Origin of the sequence: Myxococcus sp. CA033, assembly GCF_013336625.1 — a bacterium.
Lineage (GTDB): Bacteria > Myxococcota > Myxococcia > Myxococcales > Myxococcaceae > Myxococcus > Myxococcus llanfairpwllgwyngyllgogerychwyrndrobwllllantysiliogogogochensis.
Genome location: NZ_JABUMU010000001.1, coordinates 1,331,630 through 1,358,548, shown reverse-complemented (window position 1 = coordinate 1,358,548; position 26,919 = coordinate 1,331,630). Strand labels below are relative to the sequence as shown.

Sequence of the window (26,919 nt, the reverse complement as noted above, 5' to 3'; positions counted from 1 at the left end):
TGTGACTTTCCTTGGCCGCTACTCAGGGGGCGAGCGGCTCGATCTTCAGATTGTCGAAGTGGACCCGGCTCTTCCAGCCGGAGAAGCCGAAGTACTGATTGCGCGTCCCTTCCAGGGGCGAGGGGTCCTGGAGGGTGAGGAACGGCTGCCCGTCCAGCTCCCAGGAGAGGGTGCCTGCGCGTCGGGTCAGCTTGAAGTGGTGGCGCTTGCCGGGCACCACGGAGGCCCCGTCGCGCGTCACCCGGTCTGGCGTGTGCTCGCTGCGTCGGGCGATGGCCGACTGCGTGTTGCGCCAGCCGCCGAAGATGAACACGTAGCCCGTCGCCGTGTACTGCAGGCGCAGGTCTCCGGCGTAGAAGGAGCGACCGTCACCCCACGCCTCGATCTTGATGTCGCCGTCCGGGCTGTCCGTCCACGCGTCGAACTCAATCGTCGCGTCGCGGGGGATGGGCCGCTTGAGCCACACGGGGCGGTTGTGGACCATCTCCACCACCAGCGCGCCGTCCACCAGCTTCGTGGCGGAGGGGTTGGTGACGTTCCACGCGTCTCCCAGCGTGTCGCGGTTGAAGTCGTCCGCGTACGGGCCCGGAGGAATCACCGGCGCGGGGGGCGCGACGCGGGCGGGCATCCGGTCCGGCGAGTCCACGCGCAGGTTGTCGTAGAAAATCTGCGACTCGAAGCCGGACAGGCCCAGGCGGTCATGGCCCTTGCCCTTGAGGGGACGCGGGTCATCGAACTCCAGGAAGGCTTCTCCGTCGATGCTCCAGCGGAGGAGCGTGCCTCGGCGCTCGATGCGCCAGTGGTACGTGCGGCCGGCCTGCACCGGCGTGCCGCGCGCTTCCACGCGGACGCGGGTGTCGTCCTTGAACACGGAGGCGATGTCCGCGGCGTCCGTCTTCGCGCCGTCGTCCGCCTTGTCACCCTGCGCTCCGGCCTTGCGCGCCGCGCGGCGCTTGAGCGCGTCGATGTTGGGCGCGCCCATGTCCAGCCGGGCCAGCACGGACATCGAGTTGTTGAACCCGCCCTGCACCAGGACGTACCCGGAGCTGGGGTCCACGCCGTTGCCGAAGACCTCCACCCGGATGTCACCCTCGGGCAGCTCCGAGCGCACGTCGAACTCGATGGCCACGTCGTCCGGCAGCGGCGCCTGGAGCCACAGCGGGTTGTTCTTCACGCCCGGTGCCAGGAGCTCGCCCTGAATCACCCGCCAGTAGCCACCCACGGAGAAGAAGTCCCGCTTCACCACGCCCGGGTCCGCGAAGTCCTGGGTGTAGGGCACTGTCGCCGTCACATCCGCGTTTCCGCGGAACAGGGCGTAGTGGATGAGGGGAAACTGGATGACGAGGACCAGCGCGGCGAGCACGGCCCAGCCCCGGCGCGACATCCCTTCCGGCTTCACCCACGCGGTGCTCGCGGTGGGCTCCTGCCGGGGGGCGGGCTCCGAGGGGGACTCCTGCTTCTTCTCCGACTCCTTGCGCCTGACCTGGCCCATCAATCCTTCGGGGGTTTTCCGGGGGGAAAGGCGGCGGAATGTACGCGCCACGACGCTGGAGGTAAAGCGCGGCCGGCGCCCGTCGGAGGTCGGCTACTTGACCCCCCAACGTTTCTCGAGCGCCCGCTGCTCCGCCTGCCGCAGCTTGGCGCGCTCCTTTTCCCCGCGTTGTTTGTCGGCTTCTTCAGGGGAGGGGCGCATGGCGAGCTGGTACACGGCGCCCGCCACGGCGAACAGGCCGGCGGCGACGATGACGCCCCAGGGCCTGCTGGCCACGGCGGCCACCAGCCCGCCGAACTGGTGCAGCGCCGCCAGCGCGCCGATGACGAGCACCCAGCCGCCCACCGCGGAGGCCACCAGGGCGCTGACCACCCGGTGCAGCAGCGCGCCGACGAGCCCGCCGATGATGAACCCCGGCGCGAAGCCGAGCAGGAAGTCCTGCGGCCCGGCGATCTGCCCGGCCAACAGGCCCAGCGGCACGCCCAGGCCCACGAAGGTGATGGCGGGCGGGAAGAGGAAGCCCAGCGCCAGGAGCACGGCCGCGACGATGGAGGGCGCCCGCGGGTCCAGGTCCGGCAGGCCCAGCTTCGCGGTGACGGCGCCCGTCCACACCAGCCCCAGGAGCGCTCCGATGGGCCCGGCCAGCACCCGGAACACCCGGGGGCCTCCGCCCACCAGCAGCAGCGTCACCCCGGCGACACAGCAGACGATGCCCGCCCACATGGGGAGCAGGCGGTAGATGCCGACCCAGCCCGACGGGTTGAGCTCCTGATAGGCCTTGAGGGCCTGGAGGAGGCCTTCCATGGCTCCAACTCCTTGCATTGCGGCGCACCCGACGTTTGCCCCCAGGGGGCACGAGGGCGCCGACGATGTAGCTTAAGCGTAGCGGGTCAAGGCCAATAGCAGCAGGACGACGAAGACGGCGGCGGCGAGCAGGGCGAAGCCAAAGAGGGCCTTGGGGGTGGAGGTGCGGCGCAGCAGTTCCTCCGCCTCGGCCCGGTCCTCGGGGGTGGGACTGCCCGCCAGCAGACGCTCGGCCTCGCGTCGCGCGCCGGCGACGTCGCCTGCCTCCTTGCGAGCCCAGGCCGCCCGGACCTCGGGAGAGCCGGGCTGCTCGGGCGTCTGTCCGCCTTTTGCCATGGGCCCGCTCTATACCGGGGAATGCGAGTACCCGTCGACGGTATATAGATGCGCTCTATGTCCGTGCGGCGTCTGACCCGTCGAAACCTCCTGCTCGGCTCCGCCGCGCTCGCTCCGTTGCTGGCGGGGCGTGCGCACGCGTTCGGCGAGAAGAACCGCTTCATCCCCGCGGTGGCGAAACACGGCGGCCGTTGGGATGCGCGGCTGTCCGGCCTGCGGCGAATCGCGTGGGAACTCCAGCGCCGCACGTCCGTGGAGGTGGTGCCGGACGCGCGCCCCTTCGCGCTGAGCAGTCCGGACCTCTTCGAGTACCCCTTCCTCTACTTCGGCGGTGACGGGGCCTTTCCTCCACTCAACGAGGCGGAGGTCTCCAACCTGCGGCGCTACCTGACGTACGGCGGCTTCATGCTGGCGGACGCCAACGACGGCAGCGACGGGGACGGCTTCGACGCCAGCTTCCGTCGGGAGATGGCGCGGGTGCTGCCGCAGAACCCGCTCGCGGAGGTGCCCTCGGGGCACGTGGTGTTCAAGTCCTTCTTCCTGCTGGACGCGGCGCCGGGCCGGCTGCTCAACAAGCCGCAGATGATGGCGGCCAGCCTGGGCAAGCGCGCGGCGGTGCTCTACTCGCAGAACGACGTGGCCGGGGCGTGGAGCCGCAACGAGTCCGGGGACTACGAGTTCGACGTGAGCCCCGGCGGCGAGCCGCAGCGGGAGCTGGCGGTGCGGCTGGGCATCAACGTCTGCATGTACGCCCTCTGCCTGGACTACAAGGACGACGCCGTCCACCTGCAGCTCATCCTCAACAAGCGGCGCTGAAGCACCGGCCCTACGCCAAGAGCCTGGATGAATTCCCCCACCTTCAACGCCTGGAAGCTCGTCAGCCTCTCTCCCCTGCCTTCGTGGGCGCTGGTGTTCCTCGCGCTCGGGTTGCTCCTGGGAGTGGCGCTGGCCGCCTGGGGCGTGCGCCGCGAGCCCTCGCGTGGACGTCGCGTCCTCTTGTGGGCGCTGCGCGTGGGCGCGGGCGTGGCCGCGCTCTTCTTCCTGCTGGAGCCCGGCATCCGGCACTTGCAGGTGGCGCGGATGAAGAACCGCGTCGCGGTGCTGGTGGACCGCTCCGCGTCCATGGGTTTCCCCTCGGAGCCCGGAGGCCCCACGCGCGCCGCGGAGGTGGCCACCTTCCTGGAGAAGGCCTCGCCGGCGCTCGCGGGACTCCAGGACCGCTTCACGGTGGAGATGTACGGGTTCGACCCGGAGCTGGCGCCGGTGACGCCCGCGTCGCTGGCCAAGGAGCCGCCTCGCGCGGGCACCACGGACCTGCTGGCCGCGCTGCGTGCGGCGGCGGGCGCGGGGCAGGGCGCGCGCAAGCTGTCCGGCGTGCTGCTGTTCAGCGACGGCGCGGACAACACGGAGTTGAAGTCGGGCGTGGTGGGCCGGGCTCGCGCGGCGCTGGCGGACCTGGGCGTGCCGGTCTCCACCTTCACCGTGGGCCAGGAGGCGCTGAAGGACCTGTCGATTGAAGGCCTGAAGGTGGATGACTTCGCCTTCGTGCGCAACTCGCTCACCGTGGAGGCGGAGATTCACGGCCGTGGCTTCCGGGGCCGGGAGATTCCCATTGTCCTCAGCCAGGAGGGCAAGACGGTGGCGACCAAGACGGTGCGCCTGGAGACCAACGACGACGTGAAGCCGGTGTCCTTCACCTTCACGCCGGACCAGACGGGGCGCTTCGTCTACACGGTGACGGTGCCCACCTTCCCGGACGAGGCGGTGACGGAGAACAACAGCCGCTCCTTCACGCTGAAGGTCATCCGGGACCGCGTGCGCGTGTTGTTGGTGGTGGGCCGGCCGTCCTGGGACGAGCGCTACCTGCGCGGCCTGTTGAAGCAGGACGCCAACGTGGACCTCATCTCGTTCTACATCCTGCGCACGCTGTCGGATGACCCGGGCGTGGCGAACGAGCGCGAGCTGTCCCTCATCCCGTTCCCCATGGAGGAGATTTTCGACACGAAGCTGGACACCTTCGACGTCGTCATCTTCCAGAACTTCGGGCACGCGGACCCGACGCTCTCCATCGCCGAGTACGAGCGCAACCTGGAGCGCTACATCCACAACGGCGGCGCCTTCGTGATGATTGGCGGCGACAGCGTGCTGGGCGAGGGCCGCGCCACCATGCCCACGCTGATGGAAGCCTTGCCCGTGGCCGCCGCGGGCCCCGCCAACGTGGAGCCCTTCACCGCGCGCCTGACGCCGGAGGGCCTGCGTCACCCGGTGACGGCCATTGGCACGGGCGCGTCCAGCACCGAGGCCGCGTGGGGAGAGCTGCCGCCGATTCCGGGCGCCAACCTGACGTACGCGCGCCCTGGCGCCACCGTGTTGCTGGAGCATCCGCATCTCACCGCGAATGGGAAGAACGCGCCGCTTGTCGCCGTCTGGGACTATGGCCGGGGCCGGGCGCTCGTCATGGCCACGGATGCGTCGTGGTACTGGGCCTTCGCCGCGCACCGGGATGGCTCGCCCAGCCGCGCGTATGACCGCTTCTGGGGCAACGCGCTGCGGTGGCTGGTGAGGGACCCGGACCTGACGACGCTGAAGGTGACAGCGGACCCGCCGTCGGTGGAGCCGGGGCGTCCGGTGGCCGTGGTGGTACAGGCGCGCAGCTCCGACTACCAGCCCGCGCAGGACGCGCAGGTGCGCGTGGAGCTGTTCTCGGTGGCAACGCAGAAGCCGGTGGCGGTGCAGACGGGCGCCACGGGGCCGGACGGCGTGGTGCGGCTGGAGTTCGCGCCGCCGGAGCCGGGGCCGTACAAGCTGCTCGCGACGGCGAAGAAGGGCGAGACGGACCTGGGCAAGGGCGAGGACGCGGTGGCGGTGCGCGCGGTGGGGCCGGAGCTGTCGGACGCCTCCGTGCGGCCGGAGCTGATGGAGCAGATCGCCAAGGTGACGGGCGGCAAGGCGTACAAGCTGCCGCAGGACGGGCTGCCGGACATGCCGCTGTTGGACCCTCCCGTGGTGGAGGTGGGGCGCGCGAAGGACCAGCCGCTGTGGGACCGCTGGTACTACCTCGTCGCGCTCATCGGGCTGCTCGGCGCGGAGTGGTTCGCGCGGCGCCGCTTTGGTTACGTCTAGGGGGCGCTGGGGCGCGTCCACGAGGTGGGGTAGACAGGGGCTTTACGACCCGCACCCCATCTCGGAGTCCTCGTGCGTCACGTCCTCGCGCTCCTGCTCGTCTTCCTTCCGCTGTCCCCGACGTTCGCCCAGTCGCTGCCCCCGGACCTGGACGCCACGATTCAGAAGGCGATGAAGACCTTCGACGTGCCGGGCGTGGCCCTGGCCGTGGTGAAGGACGGCAAGGTGGTGCTGTCCAAGGGCTATGGCGTGCGCAGGCTGGGCGACGCGGCGCCGGTGACGGCGGACACGCTGTTTGGCATCGCTTCCAACAGCAAGGCCTTCACGGCGGCGGCGCTGGCGATGCTCGTCGACGAAGGCAAGCTCCAGTGGGACGACCGCGTCGTCGACCACCTGCCGTCGTTCCAGATGTTCGACCCGTACGTCACCCGCGAGCTGACGGTGCGCGACTTGCTCGTCCACCGCAGCGGGCTGGGGCTCGGCGCGGGAGACCTGCTGTACTTCCCGCAGTCCACCTTCACGGAGGACGAGATTGTCTCCAAGCTGCGGCACATCCGCCCGGCGACGAGTTTTCGCAGCCGCTACAACTACGACAACATCCTCTACCTCGTGGCCGGCAAGGTCATCGAGAAGGTGAGCGGCCGGCACTGGCGAGACTTCGTGCGCGAGCGCATCTTCACGCCGGTGGGCATGCGTGACAGCAGCACGCTGTCGAAGGCGCTGCGCGTGGGCAGCAACGTCGCGACGCCGCACGCGAAGGCGGATGGCGTGCTCAAGACCATCCCCGCCATGGGCTTCGACAACAACGCGCCCGCGGCGGCCATCAACTCCAGCGTCAACGACTTGTCGAAGTGGATGCTGACGCAGCTGGCCCGGGGTGTGATTCCCGGCACCGAGGGCAAGAAGCGGCTGTTCAGCGAGGGCCAGTCCCGCGAGATGTGGGCCGCGCAGACGGTGATGACCGTCACCGAGCCCTCCAAGCCCCTGGCGGCGCTGCGCGCGAACTTCGCCGCGTATGGACTGGGTTGGTCGCTGCGGGACTACCGGGGCTACAAGCTGGTGGGCCACGGCGGCGCGCTGCCGGGCTACTACTCACGGGTGATGCTGGTGCCGGAGCTGGGGCTGGGCATCGCCGTGCTGACGAACCAGGAGGAGCGCGGCACGATTGAGGTCCCGGTGTGGACGGTGCTGGATGCGTTCATGGGCGCGCCCGCGACGGACTGGGTCGCCGCGTTCAAGGCGGATGACGACGCGAAGAAGGCGAAGGCGGAGGGACAGGTCGCCAGCCTGAAGGAGGGCAGGAAGCCCGAGAGCAAGCCGTCGCTGCCGCTCGAGGCCTACGCGGGGAAGTTCCGCGACGCGTGGTACGGCGACGTGACGCTGACGCGCGAGGCGCAGAAGGTGGTGCTGCGCTTCAGCAGGACGCCCGGCCTCGTCGGCGAGCTGGAGCACTGGCAATACGACACCTTCGTCGCGCGCTGGAAGGACCGCTCGCTCAACGCCGATGCCTTCGTGTCCTTCTCGCTGAAGCCGGATGGCACGGTGGGCGAGATGCGGATGCAGCCTGTCTCGCCGCTCACCGACTTCAGCTTCGACTTCCAGGACCTGCTCTTCACGCCCGTGAAGGAGGCCCCGAGCGCCGTCGCGCTGCCGGTGCACTGAGGTCGGGAGCCGCCCGCCTGGCCGAGATGCCAGGCGGGGCCTCCTCGCGGACGACGCGTTACGGCTGCTGCTTCTCCACCACGCCGCACGCGATGCGACCGCCGGCGTCACCCGTCGGGTCCGTCTGGTAGTCGTCTTCCTTGGTGTGGACGACGACCGCGGAGCCGTCCTTGTCGAACAGCGACTTCACGGTGAGCCCGTTCTGGGAGAACGTGTCGAACTGCACCTTGCCGTCCTGGCCCACGTGGAGGTTGGGCAGGTCGCCCACGTGCTTGCCCTTCGGCGACATCATCCCATGCGCCTTCTTCGTCGGGTTGAAGTGGCCGCCCGCCGTCTTGAAGTCCGGCGCCTCGCACTTGCCCGTCTCGTGGATGTGGAAGGCATGCTGACCCGGAGGCAGGTCATGCAGCGTGCCCTTGATGACCACGCCCTGCTTGGTCTGCTCGAAGGTGACCTCGCCCACGTCCTTGCCCTGCGCGTCCTTCACCGGCGCCTTCGCCGTCTCACCCGGCGGAATCACCTTCTTCGCGGGTGCGGGAGCGGGAGTCTCCTGCGCGGGCGCGGCGGGCGGCGGGGCCGCGGGGGCCTGGGCCAGCACGGGAGCAGCGGCGGTGAGAACGGTGGCGGTGAGCAGCGCGCGAATCTTCATGAAGTAGGTCCTTCCTTCAGAGGGGAAATCAGCTCGGCGAAGGTGGACACTAGCGGCTGTTTCCGCACCCCGCTGGGAAACCGTGCGGGCGGGCAGACGCCCCGCCACGCACAGGCTCACTCCTGGCCCGGAGGCGGCACCAGCAACGGCACCGGCACCACGCGCGACGCCCCGAAGGCCGGAGCCCAGACGCGTTGCACGTCGGGTCCATTGAGGAAGCGCACGATGGCCTGGAAGGCGGGCAGGGGACCGCCCAACGTCTCCGCCCACTCCAGCCCCCTGGGCGACAGGTTGGGCACCAGGGGACCCAGCTCCTCCGCGGACGTGGAGGAGCGGGTGACGCGCAGCCCCTCGTCCCTCAGTCGCTTGGGGACGTACAGGGGCGCGAACCGCGCGTGCCGGTGGTCATGGACGCAGCCCTCTTCCTCCAGCAGCGCGGCGGACAGGGGCAGCTCGCGCACGTTGAAGAGGAGCTTCACCGCGCCCACGTGAGGGTCATACGGGCCGCGCAGCCGGTGGTCTCCCCGGGGAATCAGGCGCCGGTCCAGGTAGCAGAACGCGCGAGTCTCCGGTGGCAGCGTGCCCCGGTGCCGGGCCCCTCCGTACCGGTAGAAGGGCCGCAGGTGCTTCGCGTCCACCTCCAGCGGCGTGCCCACCTTGAGCGCGCGCAGCTTCGGCAGCAGCTCCTCCGACAGCCCATGCACCCGCGCGAACTCCGGCAACTCCTCCAGGGGCGACGCGGCGAAGGCGCGGATGCGCGCCAACAGGCGCTCCGGGTCCGCGTCCACCAGCAGCTCGTCGAAGCGCGTCTTCACCCCGGGCAGGCTCACCGGCACCAACGTGGTGAGGGCCTCGCCTTCCGCGCTCCACCGTGCATCCAAGGCGCTGGCCTCCGGCGTGGTAGGTGCCAGGCGCCACTCGGGCGCCTCCGGCGTGAAGTGCTGCCATTCGCCACGGCGCTCGAAGCGCGGCGGGTCCACGTGGCCCGGAAGCGAGGACCACACGGTGATGCACGTGCGCACCTGCGTGCCGGCGAAGGCGCCAGGGCCCAGGTCCACCACCTCGCGCAGCGTGAGCATGCGCAGCAGCGACTGGCGCAGCGGCGCGTAGAGGAAGGCGTCCAGCAAGCTCGCCGGGGTGATGAAGGCGAGCACGCCGGGCCGCGTGGAGAGCCGGTGCGCGGCGACCAGGAGGAAGAAGGCGAAGTCGTCCCGCAGGCTGGTGCCCGGTGGGAGCGCCAGCGGGAGCAGGGCGCGCAGCTTCGCGTAGGCGCTCGGGTCCTTCAGGACGGGCGAGGTGCCGTTGTAGGGCGGGTTGCCCACCCACAGCTCGCGATGCTCCGGAGGCGTCGTCGCGAGCATGGGCTCCATCCCACCTCGCAGCGTGTCGCCTTCGCGCACGTCGGCTTCCGGGACCCGGGCCTGACAGAGTCTGGCCACGGCGGGGTCCAACTCCAGCCCGCACAGCCGTGCTCCAGGCCAGAGCTTCGAGGCCGCCGACAAGAAGGCTCCTGCCCCACAGGCGGGGTCCACCACCGTGAGGGGTCCAGCTCCCAGGTGCGCCATCGCGAGCGATAGCGTGCGTTCCACCAGGGGCGCGGGCGTGAAGAACGCCCCCACCGCCTTGCGGTCCAGCCCGGGGAACTGGTGGACGAGCTTTTCTTCGTCGACGTCCAGCATCCTGTTCGCGGCGCGTGGCATCGAGGACTCATCCTAGCCAGCACTGACGCGGAGGGTGATCCATCCAAAGCTTTGCAAACGCACTCAAAGCCCACGATGTGATGTCCCAATCAATTCACATGCCCGGAAGTCTGAGATTCGCGGCCCCGCAATGCGTGACGCAAGCCCGCACCGCCCTCGCGGCGGGTTGTGCGCAAGTCGCCAGCCTACCCAGGTTGCCTCGACATTCCGCGAAACGCGCCCATTCCCACCAGCATCGCCCCGACGAAGAGCAGCACCGTCGTGCCTCCCACCGGGAGCGACACGAGGGCGGGGCCAGGGCAATAGCCTGACAAGCCCCACCCGATGCCAAAGAGCGCCGAGCCCGCGACGAGGCGGCCGTCCACGTCGGCTTGCGGCGGAGCAGGGAAGCGGTCCGCGAGCACGGGCCGCGCCCGTCGGAGGATGAGCCGGCGGAGCAGCGCGTAGGTGCCCAGCGCACCGGCCATGACGAAGGCGAGGCTCGGATTCCAGCTCCCCGCCACATCGAGGAAACCCACCACCTTCGCCGGGTCCGTCATTCCGCCCAGCCCCAGCCCCAGCGCGAAGAGCAGCCCCGCCACTCCCGCCATGAGCGCGGCCTTCACGAAACACCTCCCAGTACATGTCGGGAGATGAAGACGGCGATGGCGCCCGTCGCCATGAACGTCAGGGTGGCCACGAGTGAGCGCTTGGAGCCTCGGGCGAGGCCACAGACGCCGTGGCCGCTGGTGCAACCGCCGCCCAGCTGGGTGCCGAAGCCCACCAGGAGCCCGGCGACGAGCGTCGCGCCCACGCTGGTGAGAACAGGGGGGCCGAGCGACTCCGGGCGGAAGGTCGCCAGCAGCACGCCCCCCACCGCGAGCCCGCCGAGGAAGGACGCGCGCCAGCCCCGGTCGGCCGGCGCGGCGGACAGGAGTCCTCCGGTGATTCCGCTGATGCCCGCGATGCGGCCGTTGAAGAGCAGGAGGAGGGCCGCGCTGAGTCCGATGAGGACGCCCCCCAGGAGGGGAAGGAGGACCGCATTCATGGTGAGTGCACCTGACGAGAAGAGAGAAGTCCGAGGAGCGAGGGTGACACGCCGCGTCCTGTCGGTGAGAGTCGCGTGGGCGGAAAAAGGATTCAGGGCCCGGTGTTGTTCGTGTCGGATGCGGTGGGCCACGCTCGCGGCGCGCGAGGGCCCGGCCGCTCATCACCCCTGGACAAGAGGGAGCAGGCGCGTGGCTGTTTCGAGCAGGGCAACGAAGCGCATCCGAAGCGACGCGACGCTCGTCGCGGCGGCGCGCGAGGGAGACCGTGAGGCGCTGGAGGCGCTGCTCGCCCGGTACGCCTCGCCGGTGTACCGCTTCGGGCTGCGGCTGTGCGGCTCCGAGGAGGAGGCCCGCGACGTGCTTCAAGAGACGCTGATGACCGCCTTTCGCGGCCTCCATGCGTTCCGGGAGCAGGCGCGCCTGTCCACGTGGCTCTACCAGGTGGCCCGCTCCCACTGCTCGCGGGAGCGGCGGCGGGAGGCGCGGGGCGGGGAGCGACTTCCCTTCGACGCCGAGGCCGTGAGGGCCGTGCCCTCCCTGGAGCGTGCTCCCGACGAGGTGGCCCACGCGCGGAAGATGGGGGCGATGCTCCGGGACGCGCTCGCGGCACTGTCCGCGTCGGACCGTGAGGCGCTGCTCCTCCGGGACGTGGAGGGCCTGTCGGCCGAGGAGGCCGCGCGGCTGACAGGCATCGACGTGCGCGCCCACAAGAGCCGGCTTCACCGCGCGCGCATGCGGCTGCGGGAGCGACTGGCGCGAGGAGACGGGGACTCCTGAAGAGGGGCGGGACCCAGGCTCCTTGGAGGCCCAGGCCCCACCCCCGCCCTCCTCCCCAGGAGCAATGACGGAGGAGGGCTACTCGGTGGCGTTACGCCTTGCTGGGCGTGGGGGGCGGTGTCGCCTTGGAGGTCGCCGCGGCCACCTTCGCCGCGACGGGCACGGGGGGCTGGACCGCGCCCATGTGCATCCGGTGCTTCACCTCCGCGAAGCGCTCGCTGGACTCGCGCTCCGGGAACAACAGCGACACGAGGACTCCCACGACGAAAGCCAACGGCATGGTGATGATGCCTGGGTTCTTCAGCGGAAACAGCGCGCTCGTGTTCTTCAGCAGGTCCACTTGTACGGTGGGCGACAGGAAGATGAGCAGCACCGCGCTGAACGAGCCCGTCAGCATGCTGGCCACCGCTCCATACGTGGTGAACTTCTTCCACGCCATGGACAGGAGCAGTGCGGGGAAGTTGGCGCTCGCGGCGATGGCGAACGCCAGGCCCACCATGAAGGCCACGTTCTGTCCCTTGAAGGCCACGCCCAGCACCACGGCCAGCACGCCGAGGAAGAGGCTGGCGAGCCGCGCCACCTTGAGCTGCTCGTGCTCGGGCGCCTCGCCCTTGCGCACCACGCTGGACCACAAGTCGTGGGACAGCGCCGCCGCGCCGGACAGCGTCAGGCCGGCCACCACCGCGAGGATGGTGGCGAAGGCCACCGCGGAGATGAAGCCCAGAAAGCCCGTGCCGCCGACGACTTCCGCCAGCATGGGCGCCGCCATGTTGCCGCCCTTGTCCACGCTGGTAATCGCCTGCCGGCCCACCAGCACCGACGCGCCGAAGCCGAGGATGAACGTCACCAGGTAGAAGTAGCCGATGAGGCCCGTGGCGTAGAACACGCTGCTGCGCGCCGCCTTCGCGTTGGGCACCGTGTAGAAGCGCATCAGGATGTGCGGCAGGCCCGCCGTGCCGAACATCAGCGCCAGCCCCAGTGAAATCGTCTCCAGCGGGTTGCTCACCAGCGCGCCCGGCGCCAGCGTCTGCGCGCCGTACTGCGTGGCCGCCGCGTTGAAGAGCGCCAGCGGGTTGAAGCCGAACTTGTACAGCACCGCTCCGGCCAGCGCGGACGCGCCCGCGAGCAGCAGCACGGCCTTCACGATTTGCACCCACGTGGTGGCAATCATTCCGCCGAACAGCACGTAGAGAATCATCACCGCGCCGACGATGACGACGGCGACCTCATAGGACAGGCCGAAGAGCAGGTGGATGAGGTTGCCGGCGCCCACCATCTGCGCAATCAGATAGAAGCTCACCACGGTGAGCGTGCCCAGCGCGGCGGCCAGTCGCACCGGCGTCTGCTTGAGGCGGTACGCCACCACGTCCGCGAAGGTGTACTTGCCCAGGTTGCGCAGCGGCTCGGCGATGAGGAACGTCACCACCGGCCAGCCCACCAGCCAGCCCACCGAGTAGATGAGCCCGTCGAAGCCGGACATGGCGACGAGGCCAGCGATGCCCAGGAAGCTGGCGGCGCTCATGTAGTCGCCCGCGAGGGCGAAGCCGTTCTGCAGGGCGCTCACCCCGCCGCCGGCCGCGAAAAACTCCGAGGTCGTCTTCGTCTTGCGCGCCGCCCAGTACGTGATTCCCAGGGTGACACCGACGAAGAGGAGGAAGAAGAAGATGGCCGTGCTGTTGGGCTGGCCCAGCTGCGTGCCCGGTGTCGATGTGGGGTTCATTCGAGGCTCGCTCTCAGCGACGCAGTTGGCTCAGGGCTCGGTCGTACTTGCCGTTCGCCCAGATCATGTAGATGCCCGTCAGCGCCCAGGCGGTGACGATGACGACGGCGCCCAGGAGGATTCCCACCGACAGGCCGGGGGCTATCTGGTGGCCCATCAGCGGCTTGTTGAAGGCCACCAGCAGGATGAAGCCGAAGTACGCCACCAACGTGGCCACCGTCAGGACGGCGGCCACCCGCCAGCGCGACGCGGCGAGTGCTTCCAGGGCGTCTTCTTGGGATTTCGAGGACATTTCTTGCCTCCAGTGTGACGTCGGAAGACCGAGGGGGAATCAGGGCTTCGCCCGCACGGGCGTGCCCTTGGTGAGCAGTTCATCCAGCACGGCGGGGTCGGCCAGGGTGCTGGCGTCACCCAGGTTCTCCGTCTCGCCGGACGCAATCTTGCGCAGCATGCGGCGCAGAATCTTGCCGGAGCGCGTCTTGGGCAGACCATTGACCACGACCACACGGTCCGGCGTGGCGATGGGGCCGATGACGTGGCGCACCTGCTCCTTGAGCGCGCCCACCATCTGCTCCGTGGACGTCTCCAGCCAATCCGGCTTCACCGTGACGAAGGCGCACACGCCCGTGCCCTTGATGTCATGAGGGAAACCCACCACGGCGGCCTCGGCCACGGCTTCGTGCGCGACGAGCGCGCTCTCCACCTCCGCGGTGCCCAGGCGGTGACCGGAGACGTTGAGGACGTCATCCACGCGGCCCGTAATCCAGTAGTAGCCGTCCTCGTCGCGGCGGCAGCCATCGCCGGTGAAGTACAGGTTGGGGAAGCGCGAGTAGTACGTCTCCACGAAGCGCTGGTGGTGGCCGTACAGCGTGCGCGCCTGTCCGGGCCAGGAGCGCGCCAGACACAGGTTGCCGCTGACGCCGTTGCCCTCGATGACTCGGCCCTCGTCGTCGAGCAGCACCGGCTCCACGCCGAAGAAGGGCAGGGTGGCGGAGCCCGGCTTGCACGGCGTGGCCCCCGGCAGCGGGGAGATGAGGATGCCGCCCGTCTCCGTCTGCCACCACGTGTCGATGATGGGGTTGCGTCCCTCGCCCACCACGTCGTGGTACCAGCGCCAGACCTCCGGGTTGATGGGCTCGCCCACGCTGCCCAACAGGCGCAGCGACTTGCGCGAGGACTTCTTCACCCACGCGTCGCCCTCCCGGATGAGCGCGCGCAGCGCGGTGGGCGCGGTGTAGATGACGGTGGCCTTCACGTCGTCCACCACCTGCCACAGCCGGCCCGCGTCGGGGTACGTCGGCGTGGACTCGAACAGGACGGTGGTGGTGCCGTTGATGAGCGGGCCGTAGAGCAGGTAGCTGTGGCCCGTCACCCAGCCCAGGTCCGCCGTACAGAAGTGCACGTCGTCCGGCCGCGCGTCGAAGACGTAGTGGTGCGTGGTCGCCGCATACACGAGATAGCCGCCCGTGGTGTGCAGCACGCCCTTGGGCTTCCCGGTGGAGCCGGAGGTGTAGAGGATGAAGAGCGGGTCCTCCGCGTCCATCCACTCGGCGGGACAGACGCCGCGGTGGCGCGCCATCTCCACGTCCAGCCAGAAATCGCGCCCCTCGGACATGGGTACTTCGCGCGACGTGCGCCGCACCACGAGCACGGACGTCACCTGGGTGAGGCCCTCCACCGCTTCGTCCGCGATGGCCTTGGTGGGAACGCCCTTGGGCCCGCGAGGACCTTCGTTCGCGGTGACGAGCACCCTGGCGCCGCAGTCGAGGATGCGCTCGCGCAGCGACTCCGAGGAGAAGCCCGCGAACACCACCGAGTGCACCGCGCCGAGCCGCGCGCACGCGAGCATGGTGTACGCCAGCTCCGGAATCATCGGCAGGTAGATGCAGACGCGGTCGCCCTTGCGGACGCCGTGGGCCTTGAGCACGTTGGCCACGCGGCCGACGTGGTGCTGGAGCTCCCGGAAGGTGATGGTCTGGTATTCGCCCGGCTCGTTCTTCGCCCAGATGATGGCGGCCTTGCCGGGGCGCTCCCGCGCGTGGCGGTCCACGCAGTTGTAGGCGGCATTGAGCTTGCCGCCGCTGAACCAGGAGAAGTCCACCTGCTCCGCGTCCACCTCGCGGATGGCCTCCGGGGGATGGAACCAGGTGAGCCGCTGGGCCTGCTCACCCCAGAAGGCGTCGGGCTCATTCAGGCTCTTTTGATAGAGGTCGCGGTAGTCCTCCAGCGTCTTCACGTGGGCGTGACGGGAGAAGTGCTCCTTGGGCGAGACGAACGAATCCTTCGCGGCAGTCATCGGAGGTGACCTCGGGGAGAGCAGGGGGCGTCAGTAGAAGAACTGGAGCTGCGCGGTGCCGGTGATGCCGGTGTCCGCCTCGGAGATGTCGCCCAGGCGGGAGATGGCGACCTCCGTCTTCAGGTTGAAGGTGTGCTTCTGGAACCAGAGGTTGAAGCCGGGCCTCACCACGAATGCGTCCTGCGCCACGACGCGCGAGCTGAAGTACTCGACGGACACCAGCGGCTCCACGTGGCCGATGCGATAACCGAGCTCGGACAGGAAGCCCGTGCCGCTCTGCGGGCTGTCCATCCCCTGGCGGTAGGTGTACACGCCCGTCTGGAATACGAGCTCCTGGTCATTGCCCATGGGCCAGTCCAGGAACACGTCCGCCGAGAAGGCCACCGAGTCGTGCACGCCGCTGGCCGTCGCGACGGCGGAGGGCTGATAGTCCGCGCCCGCGCCCACGGAGAGGTGGGGCTTCTCGGTGAAGTAGATGCCCTGGAAGAAGAGGTCCTCCTCACGGGTGAGGAAGTTCCACCGCACCATCGCCACGCCTCGGGGGATGTCATCCGGGTTGATGGCGGGCGCGTCCTCCCGGACGGTGCCCTCCGCGCCGTTGAGGATGGCGGCTCGGAAGCCGAGCGGACCCACGAAGCCGCGCAGCTGCACGCCCATGTCGCGCCAGATTTTTCCGACGCCCGGCGTGAAGCGGATGAGGTTGGAGTGGAAGTCGACGGTGTTGAGCGCGATGGCGCCCTGGAGGTTGTGGCGCGACAGCGGGGCAATCAGGAACCCCACGTCCACCCAGAGCTTGTCGACGAACTCGTAGGAGGCGAAGGCATCCTGGACGAAGAAGTCGACGTTGTAGTTGCCGTCCTTGCCGAAGTTGGGCTGGTCCGTCTCCATGAAGAAGGACAGCCGCTTCGTGACGTTGCCGAAGACGAGCAGCCGCACGCGGCGCAGGAAGAAGTCGGTGCCCACGTGTCCGACGGGCGCCCCGTCCTTGATGAACTGGGCCTGGGGCTGCAGCAACAGGTTGATGTTGAGGTTCGCCTCGTCGTTGATGGTGATCTTCCCGGCGACCGCGGAGCCCAGGGGCAGAAGGGCCACCGCGAGCGTCAGCAGCAGCGGCAACGGACGCGTGGGGGGGAGGGGCATGCCCGTCGCCCAGAGCAACACTCCGGCCAATTGCCGCCACGCGAAGATTCAAGACCTTGCAGGTTGGCTCGCCGCGTCAGGATGTTACGGAAGGTGACGTGGGCGTTACCTCGGTAACGATTCGTGCAATGCGTCGTAACGAAGCGCGCGCGACGGAAGACGTTGGCCGGTGACAACGCGCCTGCCCCGAGGGCGGTGCGTCATGCGCGAGTGCGCGGGAGGCCGAGTTTCTGGCGCTTCTCCCACAGCGCCTTGCGGCTGATACCCAACCGCTTCGCCAGCTCCGTCTCGCCCATGTGCTCCTGGTGCTCGAGCACGAAGCGTCGGAAGTACTCCTCCATGGAGCCGCCCGCCTCCTCGGCTTCTGGCTCGACGGGCGCGGGTGCGTCGGTGGTGGGAGGACGCGCCTCGCCGCCGGGCAGCTCCAGCGCGAGCAGGTCGGGGGTGATGACGGGGCTGTCCGCGAGGATGACCGCGCGCTCCAGGGCGTTCTCCAGCTCGCGCACGTTGCCGGGCCAGGGATGGACGGTCAGCGCCAGCAGGGCTTCCGGTGACAGCGTGGCGGGAGCGCGGCCGAGCTTCCGGCAGGCCTTCTCCAGCAGGTACTTCGCCAGCACGGGCAGGTCCTCGCCGCGCTCGCGCAGGGGCGGAGTGCGGATCTCCACCACGCGCAGCCGGAAGTAGAGGTCCTGCCGGAAGACGCCCTCTTGCACGCGACGCGGCAAGTCCCGGTGCGTGGCGGCGACGATGCGCACGTCCACCTTGCGAGGCCGCGTGGAGCCCACGCGCCGCACCTCGCCGTCCTGGAGCATGCGCAGGAGGCGGGCCTGCGCGGCCGCGGGCAGTTCGCCCACTTCGTCCAGGAAGAGGGTGCCGCCGTGCGAGGCTTCCACGAGCCCCGCGTGAGCGGTGAGCGCGCCGGTGAAGGCGCCCTTCTCGTGGCCGAACAGCTCGCTCTCCAGCAGGCCCTCTGGAATCGCCGCGCAGTTCACCGACACCAGCGGGCCGTCCGCGCGAGGGCTCTGCGCATGGAGAGCGCGGGCCACCAGCTCCTTGCCCGTGCCGGACTCGCCGAGCACCAGCACGGTGGCGGGGGAGGGCGCGACCTTGCGGATGCGCTCGAACACGTCGCGCATCGCGGGGCTGCTCCCCACCATTCCGCTCACGGGATAGGCCTGCTCCACCTCGCGCTTGAGCGCGGCGTTCTGTCGGGTGAGCTTCCCCTCGCGCAGCACGCGCTCGACCTGGAGCAGCAGCTCGTCGTGGTCGAAGGGCTTGGCGATGTAGTCCACGGCGCCCAGCTTCATCGCGTCCACGGCGGACTTCACCGTGGCGTAGCTCGTCATGATGAGCACGGGGACGCCCGGGCATAGGGCGATGACGTCCGTGCCCGGCGCGCCCGGCAGGCGCAGGTCCGACATCACCAGGTCGAAGGAGTCGAGCGCGTAGTCGCTCGCGGCTTCCTGCACCGCGCCCGCTTCCGACACGTCGTGTCCCGCGCGCACGAGCAACCGCCGCAGCTCCGTGCGGATGATGGGCTCGTCCTCGATGACCAGGATGCGACTCATGCGGTGGCTCCCGGACCTGGACGCGAGCTCGACTCCACGCCGCGCGCGTCGGGCAGGCTCACCGTCACGGTAGTCCCTCCACCCGTCCGACTGTCCACCTGAATGGTGCCGCCGTGCTCCCGGACGATGCCCGCCACCAGCGCGAGCCCAAGGCCCGTGCCCTCGCCTGGCTGCTTCGTGGTGAAGAAGGGTTCGAAGACCCGCTGCGAGAGTTCAGAGGGGATGCCGTGCCCCCGGTCCAGCACGCGCAGATGGATGCGCCCGTTCGCGGACTCCGCTTCCAGCTCCACGCTCGCGCCTTCGGGGGACGCGTCCACGGCGTTGGTCAGGAGGTTCACGAGCACCTGCTCCAGGCGCTGCGAGTCGCCTTGGACGACGAGTCCTTCGGGGCTGTGGTGCTCGAAGCGCACGCCGCGAGACTTCGTCGACGCGCGCGCCAGTCGAGCGAGCTGCACGGCCTCGGTCAGCAAGGGGCCGACCTCCACGCGCGCGAAGGGGCGAGCCTCCCCGCCCACCGTGCCCGCGTGGCTGAAGCCCACCAGCGCGCGCACAATCGCGTCGATGCGGCGGCACTGCTGCAGGATGAGGAGGGTGCGTTCCTTCACCGCGTCCGCGTCATCCAGCTCGTACTTGAGGTTCTGCGTCAGGCTGGCGATGGCCGTCAGTGGATTGCCAATCTCGTGCGCCACGCCCGCCGCCACGCGCCCCAGTGAGGCCAGCCGGTCCTGGTGCGCGAGTCGCGCATCCACGGCCTTGCGCGCCGTCAGGTCCTCCACGAGCAGCGCCATCCCCTCCGAGGCGCTGCCACCTTCCTCGTCGGGAGTGAGCCGTGAGCGGTGGAGGCGCAGCGTTCGCTCACCGTCGCCCACCGTGACGCGCGTCTCGGTGTCCGCCTCGGCGCCGGTCGCGAAGCCGGACAACAGCGGACCCCAGGGAGAGGGCAGGGCGGCCAGGGGATGACCGCGCGCCGCGTGCTCCTCCACGCCAGACAGTCGCTCCAGCGCCGCGTTCCAGATGACCACTTCTCCATCCGGGCCCACCGCGCACACGCCGAGCGGCAGGTCTTCCAGGATGCGCCGCAGATAGCGCCGTACGGCCTCCACCGCGTGTACCGGGCCCTGCATGCCCCGGGCATCGCGCAGGCGTTCCTCCACGAAGCGAAGTTGCTCGGCCAGGGCCGCGCGTGTGCCGGGACCCAGTCGGAGCGCTTCCTCCACCGTCAGGCGCGCCAGCACAGGGCCGAGGAGTCCGGACAGGTTTCGCTCCACGCCGTCGCGCAGGCGGCGAAGCTCTGCGGGGCGACGCTCGTCGGGGGACATTCCCAGGCCGGCCAGCGCGCGGTCGACCTCGGCTGATGCGGCCTCGGCGCCGAGCAGGGGCGCGAGTCGCTCGCGGAACTCCCGGGGCGAACCTGCCTCCACTCCGCCGGAGACGAGTCCCGGGGCTTCACGCGTACACGCTCGCGCGGCCTCGGCTTCCGATTCGGACTGTCGCGTGGCCAGCGACACGGCGACGAAGGCCAGTGTGTTGAGGGTCAGTGAAGCGAAGGTGGAGAAGCCCCAGGGTTCGTCGCCAGGGAAGCCCAGCAGCACCGCCACGCGGTGGGTCCATGCGACCAGTCCTGGCGAGGCCCACAGCGGAACCACGAGCGTGAGCAGCCACATCGTGGCCCCAGCGCCCAGGCCCGTGAGCAGGCCCGCGCGAGTGGCCCGCTTCCAGAAGAGGAGACCCAGCACGCCCGGGGCGAACTGCGCCACGGCCACGAAGGACACGAGCCCCAGGTCCACGAGCCCGAGGCCGCGAGTGTCCAGCAGCCGGTAGAAGCCGTAGCCCGCGAGGATGATGAGCGCGATGAGCAGGCGGCGTGCCCACAGGAGCCAGCCGTACAGGTGGGGTTGTCCGCGCGCGTACCCCAGGGGCAGCACCAGGTGCGTGAGGCACATGGGGGCGAGGGCCAGCGTGGTGACGATGACCATGGCGCTGGACGCGGACACGCCGCCCAGGAAGGCCACCAGCGCCAGCCCCGTGGCGCCGCGCGAGGCGGGCACCGCGAGCAGGTGGAAGTCCGCGGGCCAGGGCAGGGCGAGCGCTTCACCGCTCCACAGCACCACGGGCACCGCCAGGTTCATCACCAGCAAGACGAGTGGGAAGGCCCACGTCGCGGTGGACAGTGCGTCGCGCTCGGGGGCCTCGGTGAAGGCGACGTGGTAGCTGCGCGGAGTGAGGAATGCGGCCGCGCAGGAGAGCACCAGCAGCGGAGCCCAGGACGCTTCACGGGCGGGACGGCGCAGTTGCTCCACCGCCTCCGGGTTTGCCTCCAGCCACTTCCACAGTCCGTCCACGCCGCCGAAGACGGACGACACGGCCCATGCGCCCACTGCCACGAGGGCCACCACCTTCACGGCGGACTCGAAGGCGATGGCCAGCATCAGTCCTTCGTGTCGCTCGCGCGGGGTGAGGTGTCGCGCGCCGAAGAGGACGGAGAAGACGATGAGCACCGCGCAGAAGCCCATGCCGACGAGCGTGGGCGAGGCCGAGGGACTCAGCACCTTCGCGGACTCCACCACCGCGCGCACCTGGAGCGCGAGGTAGGGGAGGCTGCCGGCCAGCATGAAGAGTGTCACCGCGGTGCCGGTGCTCTGGCCCGGGTAGCGGAAGGCGAGCAGGTCCGCCAGCGAGGTGAGCTGGAGTTCACGGGTGAGGCGCAGGAGGGGGCGCCACAGCACGGGCACGAGCAGACACGCCAGGGTGACGCCCAGGTAGATGCCCAGGTAGCGGAAGCCGTGCCGGGCCGCGTAGCCCACGCTGCCGAAGTAGGACCACGACGTCGCGTAGACGCCGAGCGCGAGCGCGTAGACGAGCGGGTGCTGGGTGATGCGCGAGGAGATGAGGCCGCGCTCGGCCGCGTAGGCGACGAGGAACAGCACCAGCAGATAGGCGACGGATGCGGCGACGAGCGAGCCCAGCTCAAGCGTCATGGCCACCGCTCCGGTAGGCGGCCCAGGCTCCCAGGGCGATGACGCCCAGCCACACGATGAAGGGCATGTACCCGGGTGCGTCCTCCGCCAACCACAGCCGCCGCAGCGGCGAGCCAAAGAGCAGCACAGCGATGGTGAAGACGAGCAGCGACGGCATCGCGGGCGCGTCCTGCTCCGGGGGGCGCTTCATGGTGGTGAGGATAGCAGCGGGGCGACGGCTGGGTGACAATGCGGTGAAGTGCTGTCCCCATGCCGGGGGGAACTGTAGATGGCCGCGGTTGAAACCGTCGCGTGGGTGAAGCCACCCGAGCCGATCCGCGGCCTCGACCACCTCGTCCGCGCGAGCTTCAGGGGGCGCGAAGAGCTGCACGCAGCGACGGGGAGACGGTTTTCACGAGCCACTCCCGGTCAGTTCTCCCGAGCGCTGCGGACCAGATGAATGGTGGGAAGCTCCGCGAGCAGATGGTCGATGCAGGTACGTACCGCCGCCGTCAGCGACCGATGGGCGCGGTAGAGCAGATAGACACCGGCAGCCTCCCCTTCCCAGTCTTCTAGGACTCGAGCCATGTGCCTCTTGTTCACATCCTGGGCGCACAGCGACTCGGGGAGCATCGCGATGCCGACACCCGCGAGCACCGCGCGATAGGCAGCGGAGAACTCGCTCACGTAGAGGCGCGGCGCGAAGGTGAAACGTCGCTTCGTGCGACCTTGGGCGAGCGTCCACGTTGCGTGGCCGTCCGTGGCGCGCGTCGTGATGCAGTCGTGAGAGGCGAGCTCCTCGACTCCGCGAGGCGTGCCGTGCGCCTTCAGGTAATGCGGGCTCGCGAACAGCAACTTCCTGGTCATTGGGCGGACCTCGCGCGCGACGAAGTCGTCGGTGTCTTTCAATTTTTCCGTCGCGATCGCGATGTCGAAGCCGCTGTCGGGGTCGGGGCGACGTCCGTCGATCTCCAGGTCGATCGACACCCCCGGGTGCCTGGCGAGGTACAGGTAGACCACGTTGGCGACGGCGGGGCCGAAGGCGCTCGGCGCGGCGATGCGAACGCGGCCGCGAGGTTCATCCTGGAGCTCGCGAACCTGCCCGGTGCCTTGCGCGAGGTCGTCCATCGCGCGTTCGGCATGGTCGAAGTACTTACGCCCCGCGTCCGTCAGGCGCAGCGTCCTCGTCGTGCGCTCCAGGAGCCGCAGGCCGAGCGCCGACTCGAGCCGGGCGATGCGGCGGCTCACCGTCGAGACGGGAACCCCGCGCTCACGAGCAGCAGCGGAGAAGCTCCGCCGCTGCACCACGCGCACGAGCAGCGCGACGTCGTTGAGGTCCACGTCTATTTTTGCATTCATGATAAGAGTCCGTTTCCGAGGAGCATACTAGTGCGTGACCGTTCCGTCCGGTATCTCGTTGCGCATGACATGGTCGACCGAACAGACGCGCTGGCTCATGAAGGTGCTTCAGCCAGAACAAACCGTGGCATCGCTTCCCGGGGCTGCGGCGCTCACCGAGCCGATGCGTGCGGCCCTGCTCGGCCTCGCTCCGGACGCCTACTCCGCCGAGCTCGGGCGCCTGCGGGCAGGCGCGAAGGAGGCCGCGCGCGAGTTGCTCGCGGATCCCGCGGTGGGCGCGATGGTGGACCGACTTCCCTTGCGGCCCGGGGCGAGGGTTCTCGCGTTCGGCGATAGCCACACTTCCGATCCGCAGTCGTGGGCGGTGATCCTGAACGAGATGTTGGCCGCGCGCCGTCCCGCGGATGGAATCTCGATCGACGTCAGCGCCGTCGCCGGTGAGACGACAACGCACGGCCTGATTCGAATCGGCGGGGTCATCGCGAGGAATCCAGACTGGATCTTGTTCTTCATCGGCGTGAACGACGCTCGAACACAAGGCCCGACGCCGAGCAAGACGCTCGTCGCTCCCGAAGAGACGGCGCGCAACCTCGCGGAGCTCCGCACGCGCGTCTCCCGGGAGACGAAGGCGCGGTGTCTGTGGGTAACTCCTGCCCCGGTGCTCGAAGATCGCGTGTCGAAGCATTGGGGGTTGTCCCGCTTCGGGGTTCGCTTCCGCAACGAGGACATCACCCGCGTCGCCGAGGTCATTGCCTCCTTCGACGAGCCCGCGATCGAACTGTTCGCGCGGCTCGGCCTGCCACCCCCGCAGGATCTGCTCATGGAGGACGGGCTTCACTTCACGCAGGAGGGGCAAAAGAGAATCGCGCTCGAAGTCTTGCGCGGCTGGGCCGACGCGAGGGCGCGATGAAGTATCTGGTCACCGGCGCGACCGGTAACATCGGCTCGGGGGTAACCCGGTGCCTCCTGGCACGGGGCGAGCGCCCGTGCGTGTTCGTGCGCGACGCGAAAAAGGCGCGAGCGCTTTTCGGGGATCGAGTCGAAGTCCGGGTCGGCGATCTGGCTGGTTCGCGCGCCTCTCTCTCCGCCGCCCTCGCGGGGCTCGATGCAGTGTTTCTCCTGAGCAGCGGTCCCAAGCTCGGTGTCTGGGATCGCGCGTTCGCACTCGCCGCCAGGGCTGCCGGGGTCAAGCACCTGGTCAAGCTCTCGACGCTGGACGTGAGCACGGGCGTGGGGACCGGCCCATGGCATGCGCGCGGCGAGACCGCCGTTCGAGAGAGCGGCCTCTCGTTCACGTTCATCCGGTCGGCGGCGTTCATGTCGAACGCGCTCGGCTGGGCCGATTCGATTGCCTCCGAGGGCGTGCTCCGGTCCTCCACGGGCGAGGGGACGATAGCCTTCATCCATCCGGACGACATCGCCGAGGTCGTCACCAGGGCCCTGACGACGCGCGAGTACGTCGGGGAGTCTTTGGTGATTACAGGGCCGGAGGCGCTGAGCTACGGCGAGATGGCCACCCGGATTGGCGCCACCATCGGAAAGACGGTTCGCTTCGAGCCGATCTCCGATGAGGAGGCCCAGGCGGACGTTGGCAGAGGCCCGTACGCCGCGGCGCTCGTCGATATCTGGCGCGCGGTCCGCGAAGGGCGGATGGCGCTCGTCAACGAAGGAGTGGAGCGCGTCCTCGGACGAAGGCCGCTCTCCTTCGACCGCTGGGTCGTGCAGCACGCCGAAGCGTTTCGCTGATCGCTCAGCTTCGGTAGGAACCCTGTGCCTCCCCAAAATTCGAGGGCTGCATCATGCGCGCGTCAAAGCCGCGCCACGACGTGCCAGGCGCGGTGGGCTCGCGCACGCGCCCTTGGCGGAGAGGGTTCAGACATCTTGGTAGACATAGGACACACGCGGGTCGTGCGGTCGTGCATGGCCCGCGAGGTACACGTCTGTGTCGGCCATGCCTGTCTCTTCAACGGAGTTGAGTACGAAGCCGGGACCTGCTGGGAGGCCATCGTCGAACCAGCGCAGCAGCAACTCGTGGGCGAAGAAGGCAAGTATCCGAGGAGCCGCAACCGGGTCAACGAGTGCCCGTGCTGGCTCGGGCCATTCGAGGGCACGCAGGGCCTGGTCCAGCGGGTCATCCGGCGCGGTAAACCGCTGGTAGTCGCTCACCAATCCGGCCCAATCGCGTTCGAGCAGCGCCACTGCATATTGTCCAGGCAAGATGACTTCGTAGCGCACCTCGGTGATTCCTGGAGTGCGCCAGGGTTGGTTGAAGTTCATGGTCCGCACTCGCATGGCATCCACCGACACGGGGCGGCCACCCACGAGGCAACTGGCTCTATGGGGCGGTATCGGAAAGCGGTGCCGCCACTCGTTTTGATAAACCATGTCTCGCTTCCCAAGCACCTCTGGGTGGACAGAGGCCATGTCTACGACGAGGTAAAGGAGTGTGCACCAAGACGAGCCACGCTCGACAGAAGGCGCGACGGTGGAGCGCGGGCACTCCTGGCTGAATCGCTTCCGACGACTGCTGGTGCGATGGGAGAAGACACCTCTCTGGGAATGCCGCGCCTCGCGGCGGTCATCATCATCTGGTTCCACGCGCTCCCGCCGAGATAAGCTCCGGGATGTTGGCCCCTCAATTGCTTTGGGCAGAGGCAGCCCCTCATCTCGTCACTGGAAGCCGAGCACCCATGCGTTCCCGCCCCTTCGTCTCTGTCCTCCCAGCCGCTTCCACCTCGTCTGTCCGCGCCAGGGAGGTGGCCCTGTGAGCCGCGTCGCGGGATGGGTGTTGCTGGTGCTCGCGCTGGTCGTGTCGTACCGCCCGGCCGAGGCCGCGCAGGCGAAGAAGACTCAGGCGAAGAAGACCCAGGTGGCGGTGCTGCGCCCGGAGGGCCGCCAGGCGGATGCGCTGCGCAGGGTGCTGACGCAGGAGTTGGGCAAGAAGGGACGCGGGCGAGAGGTGCTGCCCGCGAAGAAGGTGGATGCCCAGGTGAAGCTCATCCGCGGCGGTCCGAAGACGGATGAGCAGCGGCAGGCGCTGGCGAAGAAGCTCGGCGCGGACGTGCTGATCCTCGCCTCGGTGAAGGGGACGAAGCGCTGGGACGTGGAGGTCCGCGCCTACTCCGGCAAGGACGGCACCCTCCTCGCGGAGGAGCGTTGGAACGTCCGCACGAACCGCGCCTTCCCCGATGTGCGGCGAGAGCTCGAGCCCAGGCTGGGCGCGGCCCTGACGGAGGGCTCGGAGCAGAGCCTCCCGCCTGCCGCCGTCACGCCTCCGACTCCTGTCGCCGAGCCCGAGCCCGAGGTCGCGCCCCCGGCCCCCGTCGCGGAGGCACCGCGCCCGGCGGTGGTGAAGCCTCCTCCGCCCACCGTGAAGAAGGAGGAGCCGCCGGTGGAGCCCGAGCCGAAGGCAGCCGGCCCGCGCGACCTGGACGGCCCCACCCTGGAGGTTCTGCTGTCCGGACAGGGGCTGTTCCGCCGCTTCAACTTCTCGGGCAACAACGCCGACGAGCTGCCCGACTACAGCCTCAACAGCGCCGCGGCGGCGAGCCTCGCGGTGAGCTACTTCCCGCTCTCCCACTTCACGGATGGGGTGGTGCACAACCTGGGTATCGTGGCGCGGGGCTCACGCGCCTTCGGGCTGTCCACGCGGCTCCCGGATGGCTCCAGTCACGCCACCACCGCGCAGCTCCTGGAGGGAGGCCTGCGCTTCCGCCTGCCGCTGCGGTGGCTGGAGGTCTCGGTGGGCGCGCTGTACGGCACCCACTCCTTCGCGGTGGAACTCCCGCCGGAGAGCACCTTCACCCTGCCCGACGTGGACTACCGCTTCGCGCACGTGGAGCTGGGCCTGCGCAAGGCGCTCACCGAGCGATGGGCCATCGCCGCGCGCGTGGGCTACCAGCACGTGCTCAGCGGCGGCGAGCTGTCCTCGGACGACTACCTCCCGGAGCTGAGCGGCTCCGGACTCGATGGCGAACTCGCCGTGGAGTTCGCCCTGACGCGCATGCTGGGTCTGCGGCTGGGCGGAGAGATGCGGAGCTACTCCTTCACCGCCAACGCCGCGGAGGGCACCCCGGTCTTCGCCGGCGGCGCCAAGGACCTGTACTTCAGCGGTCAGCTCGGCGTGTATCTGAGGCTGTAGCACCGGCGCATTGAGGGGGTCTGTCCCCCACGCATGTGGCGCGTCCTCCACACTTTTGCGCGAGGCCCGCACGAAAAGTCGGGTCTGATGAAACGCGTATGCACGTGTGACACGAGTTTTTCAGTATCCGTGTCATCGGGCCATTTGACCGACGCGCGTGCGAGTCG

23 protein-coding genes and 1 pseudogene are annotated in these 26,919 nt (G+C 69.4%); 8 read left to right on the top strand and 16 right to left on the bottom strand.

The features are described from left to right. Positions 1-22 precede the first annotated feature (22 nt). The 3 genes from HUA78_RS05315 to HUA78_RS05305 form a co-directional block, all read right to left on the bottom strand. Complete coding sequence (locus HUA78_RS05315; RefSeq protein ID WP_174475771.1) at positions 23-1,492, bottom strand: hypothetical protein; 1,470 nt, start codon at positions 1,490-1,492, stop codon at positions 23-25. A 93-nt stretch (positions 1,493-1,585) separates the two neighbouring features. Next, complete coding sequence (locus HUA78_RS05310; RefSeq protein WP_174452940.1) at positions 1,586-2,296, bottom strand: hypothetical protein; 711 nt, start codon at positions 2,294-2,296, stop codon at positions 1,586-1,588. Positions 2,297-2,368: 72 nt separating this feature from the next. Next, entirely contained in the window at positions 2,369-2,632 is a 264-nt protein-coding gene (locus HUA78_RS05305) for a molecular chaperone DnaJ (RefSeq protein WP_174452941.1), read from the bottom strand. A 57-nt stretch (positions 2,633-2,689) separates the two neighbouring features. Here HUA78_RS05305 and HUA78_RS05300 point away from each other — a divergent pair, with 57 nt between their 5' ends. The 3 genes from HUA78_RS05300 (at position 2,690) to HUA78_RS05290 (ending at position 7,417) form a co-directional block, all read left to right on the top strand. Continuing rightward, positions 2,690-3,448, top strand: a complete 759-nt coding sequence (locus tag HUA78_RS05300; RefSeq protein WP_141640713.1) for a DUF4159 domain-containing protein — start codon at positions 2,690-2,692, stop codon at positions 3,446-3,448. 27 nt (positions 3,449-3,475) lie between these two features. Beyond that, positions 3,476-5,755 carry a glutamine amidotransferase gene (locus HUA78_RS05295; protein WP_141640712.1) on the top strand — a complete coding sequence of 760 codons (2,280 nt, stop codon included), beginning with the start codon at positions 3,476-3,478 and terminating at the stop codon, positions 5,753-5,755. A 72-nt stretch (positions 5,756-5,827) separates the two neighbouring features. Continuing rightward, positions 5,828-7,417 (top strand): serine hydrolase, encoded by a 1,590-nt coding sequence (locus HUA78_RS05290; protein WP_174475770.1) that lies wholly within the window; start codon positions 5,828-5,830, stop codon positions 7,415-7,417. A gap of 58 nt (positions 7,418-7,475) precedes the next feature. Here the strand turns inward: HUA78_RS05290 and HUA78_RS05285 are convergent, their stop codons facing one another. The 4 genes from HUA78_RS05285 to HUA78_RS05270 form a co-directional block, all read right to left on the bottom strand. Then, positions 7,476-8,066, bottom strand: coding sequence for a superoxide dismutase family protein (locus HUA78_RS05285; protein ID WP_174452942.1), 591 nt, complete (start codon positions 8,064-8,066; stop codon positions 7,476-7,478). A gap of 116 nt (positions 8,067-8,182) precedes the next feature. Continuing rightward, the gene (locus tag HUA78_RS05280) at positions 8,183-9,766 is read right to left on the bottom strand and encodes a class I SAM-dependent DNA methyltransferase (RefSeq protein WP_174452943.1); all 1,584 of its coding nucleotides are present in this window, start codon (positions 9,764-9,766) and stop codon (positions 8,183-8,185) included. Positions 9,767-9,951: 185 nt separating this feature from the next. Further along, positions 9,952-10,371: a DUF6691 family protein gene (locus HUA78_RS05275; RefSeq protein ID WP_371745501.1), complete on the bottom strand. Its 420-nt coding sequence runs from the start codon at positions 10,369-10,371 to the stop codon at positions 9,952-9,954. After that, positions 10,368-10,925: a YeeE/YedE family protein gene (locus HUA78_RS05270; protein ID WP_371745500.1), complete on the bottom strand. Its 558-nt coding sequence runs from the start codon at positions 10,923-10,925 to the stop codon at positions 10,368-10,370. The genes HUA78_RS05275 and HUA78_RS05270 overlap by 4 nt, the downstream gene beginning before the upstream one ends. A 58-nt stretch (positions 10,926-10,983) precedes the next feature. Between HUA78_RS05270 and HUA78_RS05265 the strand changes: the two genes are divergently transcribed. Then, on the top strand, positions 10,984-11,571 hold the full coding sequence (locus tag HUA78_RS05265) for an RNA polymerase sigma factor (protein ID WP_371745499.1): 588 nt from the start codon (positions 10,984-10,986) through the stop codon (positions 11,569-11,571). 91 nt (positions 11,572-11,662) lie between these two features. Here the strand turns inward: HUA78_RS05265 and HUA78_RS05260 are convergent, their stop codons facing one another. The 8 genes from HUA78_RS05260 to HUA78_RS05225 form a co-directional block, all read right to left on the bottom strand. Next, on the bottom strand, positions 11,663-13,291 hold the full coding sequence (locus HUA78_RS05260) for a sodium/solute symporter (protein WP_174475769.1): 1,629 nt from the start codon (positions 13,289-13,291) through the stop codon (positions 11,663-11,665). A gap of 13 nt (positions 13,292-13,304) precedes the next feature. Then, complete coding sequence (locus HUA78_RS05255) at positions 13,305-13,583, bottom strand: DUF485 domain-containing protein (protein WP_141640705.1); 279 nt, start codon at positions 13,581-13,583, stop codon at positions 13,305-13,307. 39 nt (positions 13,584-13,622) lie between these two features. After that, positions 13,623-15,587, bottom strand: coding sequence for an acetate--CoA ligase (acs, locus tag HUA78_RS05250; protein ID WP_174475768.1), 1,965 nt, complete (start codon positions 15,585-15,587; stop codon positions 13,623-13,625). A gap of 30 nt (positions 15,588-15,617) precedes the next feature. Continuing rightward, entirely contained in the window at positions 15,618-16,727 is a 1,110-nt protein-coding gene (locus HUA78_RS05245) for a hypothetical protein (RefSeq protein WP_174475767.1), read from the bottom strand. A gap of 200 nt (positions 16,728-16,927) precedes the next feature. Continuing rightward, entirely contained in the window at positions 16,928-18,295 is a 1,368-nt protein-coding gene (locus HUA78_RS05240) for a sigma-54 dependent transcriptional regulator (RefSeq protein ID WP_174475766.1), read from the bottom strand. Beyond that, a complete protein-coding gene (locus tag HUA78_RS05235) occupies positions 18,292-21,273 on the bottom strand; it encodes an ATP-binding protein (RefSeq protein WP_174475765.1) in 2,982 nt (993 codons plus the stop codon). Before HUA78_RS05235 ends, HUA78_RS05240 begins: the two co-directional genes overlap by 4 nt. Further along, positions 21,263-21,463, bottom strand: coding sequence for a hypothetical protein (locus HUA78_RS05230; protein WP_174452950.1), 201 nt, complete (start codon positions 21,461-21,463; stop codon positions 21,263-21,265). The genes HUA78_RS05235 and HUA78_RS05230 overlap by 11 nt, the downstream gene beginning before the upstream one ends. A gap of 218 nt (positions 21,464-21,681) precedes the next feature. Next, positions 21,682-22,593, bottom strand: coding sequence for a LysR family transcriptional regulator (locus HUA78_RS05225; protein ID WP_371745498.1), 912 nt, complete (start codon positions 22,591-22,593; stop codon positions 21,682-21,684). A 52-nt stretch (positions 22,594-22,645) separates the two neighbouring features. Here HUA78_RS05225 and HUA78_RS05220 point away from each other — a divergent pair, with 52 nt between their 5' ends. Together HUA78_RS05220 and HUA78_RS05215 are read left to right on the top strand one after the other, a co-directional pair. Beyond that, positions 22,646-23,521 carry an SGNH/GDSL hydrolase family protein gene (locus HUA78_RS05220; RefSeq protein ID WP_371745497.1) on the top strand — a complete coding sequence of 292 codons (876 nt, stop codon included), beginning with the start codon at positions 22,646-22,648 and terminating at the stop codon, positions 23,519-23,521. Then, complete coding sequence (locus HUA78_RS05215; protein WP_174475764.1) at positions 23,518-24,357, top strand: NAD(P)H-binding protein; 840 nt, start codon at positions 23,518-23,520, stop codon at positions 24,355-24,357. Before HUA78_RS05220 ends, HUA78_RS05215 begins: the two co-directional genes overlap by 4 nt. Before the next feature lie 126 nt (positions 24,358-24,483). Here the strand turns inward: HUA78_RS05215 and HUA78_RS05210 are convergent, their stop codons facing one another. After that, entirely contained in the window at positions 24,484-24,888 is a 405-nt protein-coding gene (locus HUA78_RS05210; protein WP_254623545.1) for a hypothetical protein, read from the bottom strand. A 198-nt stretch (positions 24,889-25,086) separates the two neighbouring features. Between HUA78_RS05210 and HUA78_RS47655 the strand changes: the two are divergent. Then, positions 25,087-25,162, top strand: a pseudogene (locus HUA78_RS47655) (IS5/IS1182 family transposase); the annotation flags it as partial. Positions 25,163-25,375: 213 nt separating this feature from the next. Further along, on the top strand, positions 25,376-26,752 hold the full coding sequence (locus tag HUA78_RS05205) for a hypothetical protein (RefSeq protein ID WP_174475858.1): 1,377 nt from the start codon (positions 25,376-25,378) through the stop codon (positions 26,750-26,752). Positions 26,753-26,919 lie beyond the last annotated feature (167 nt).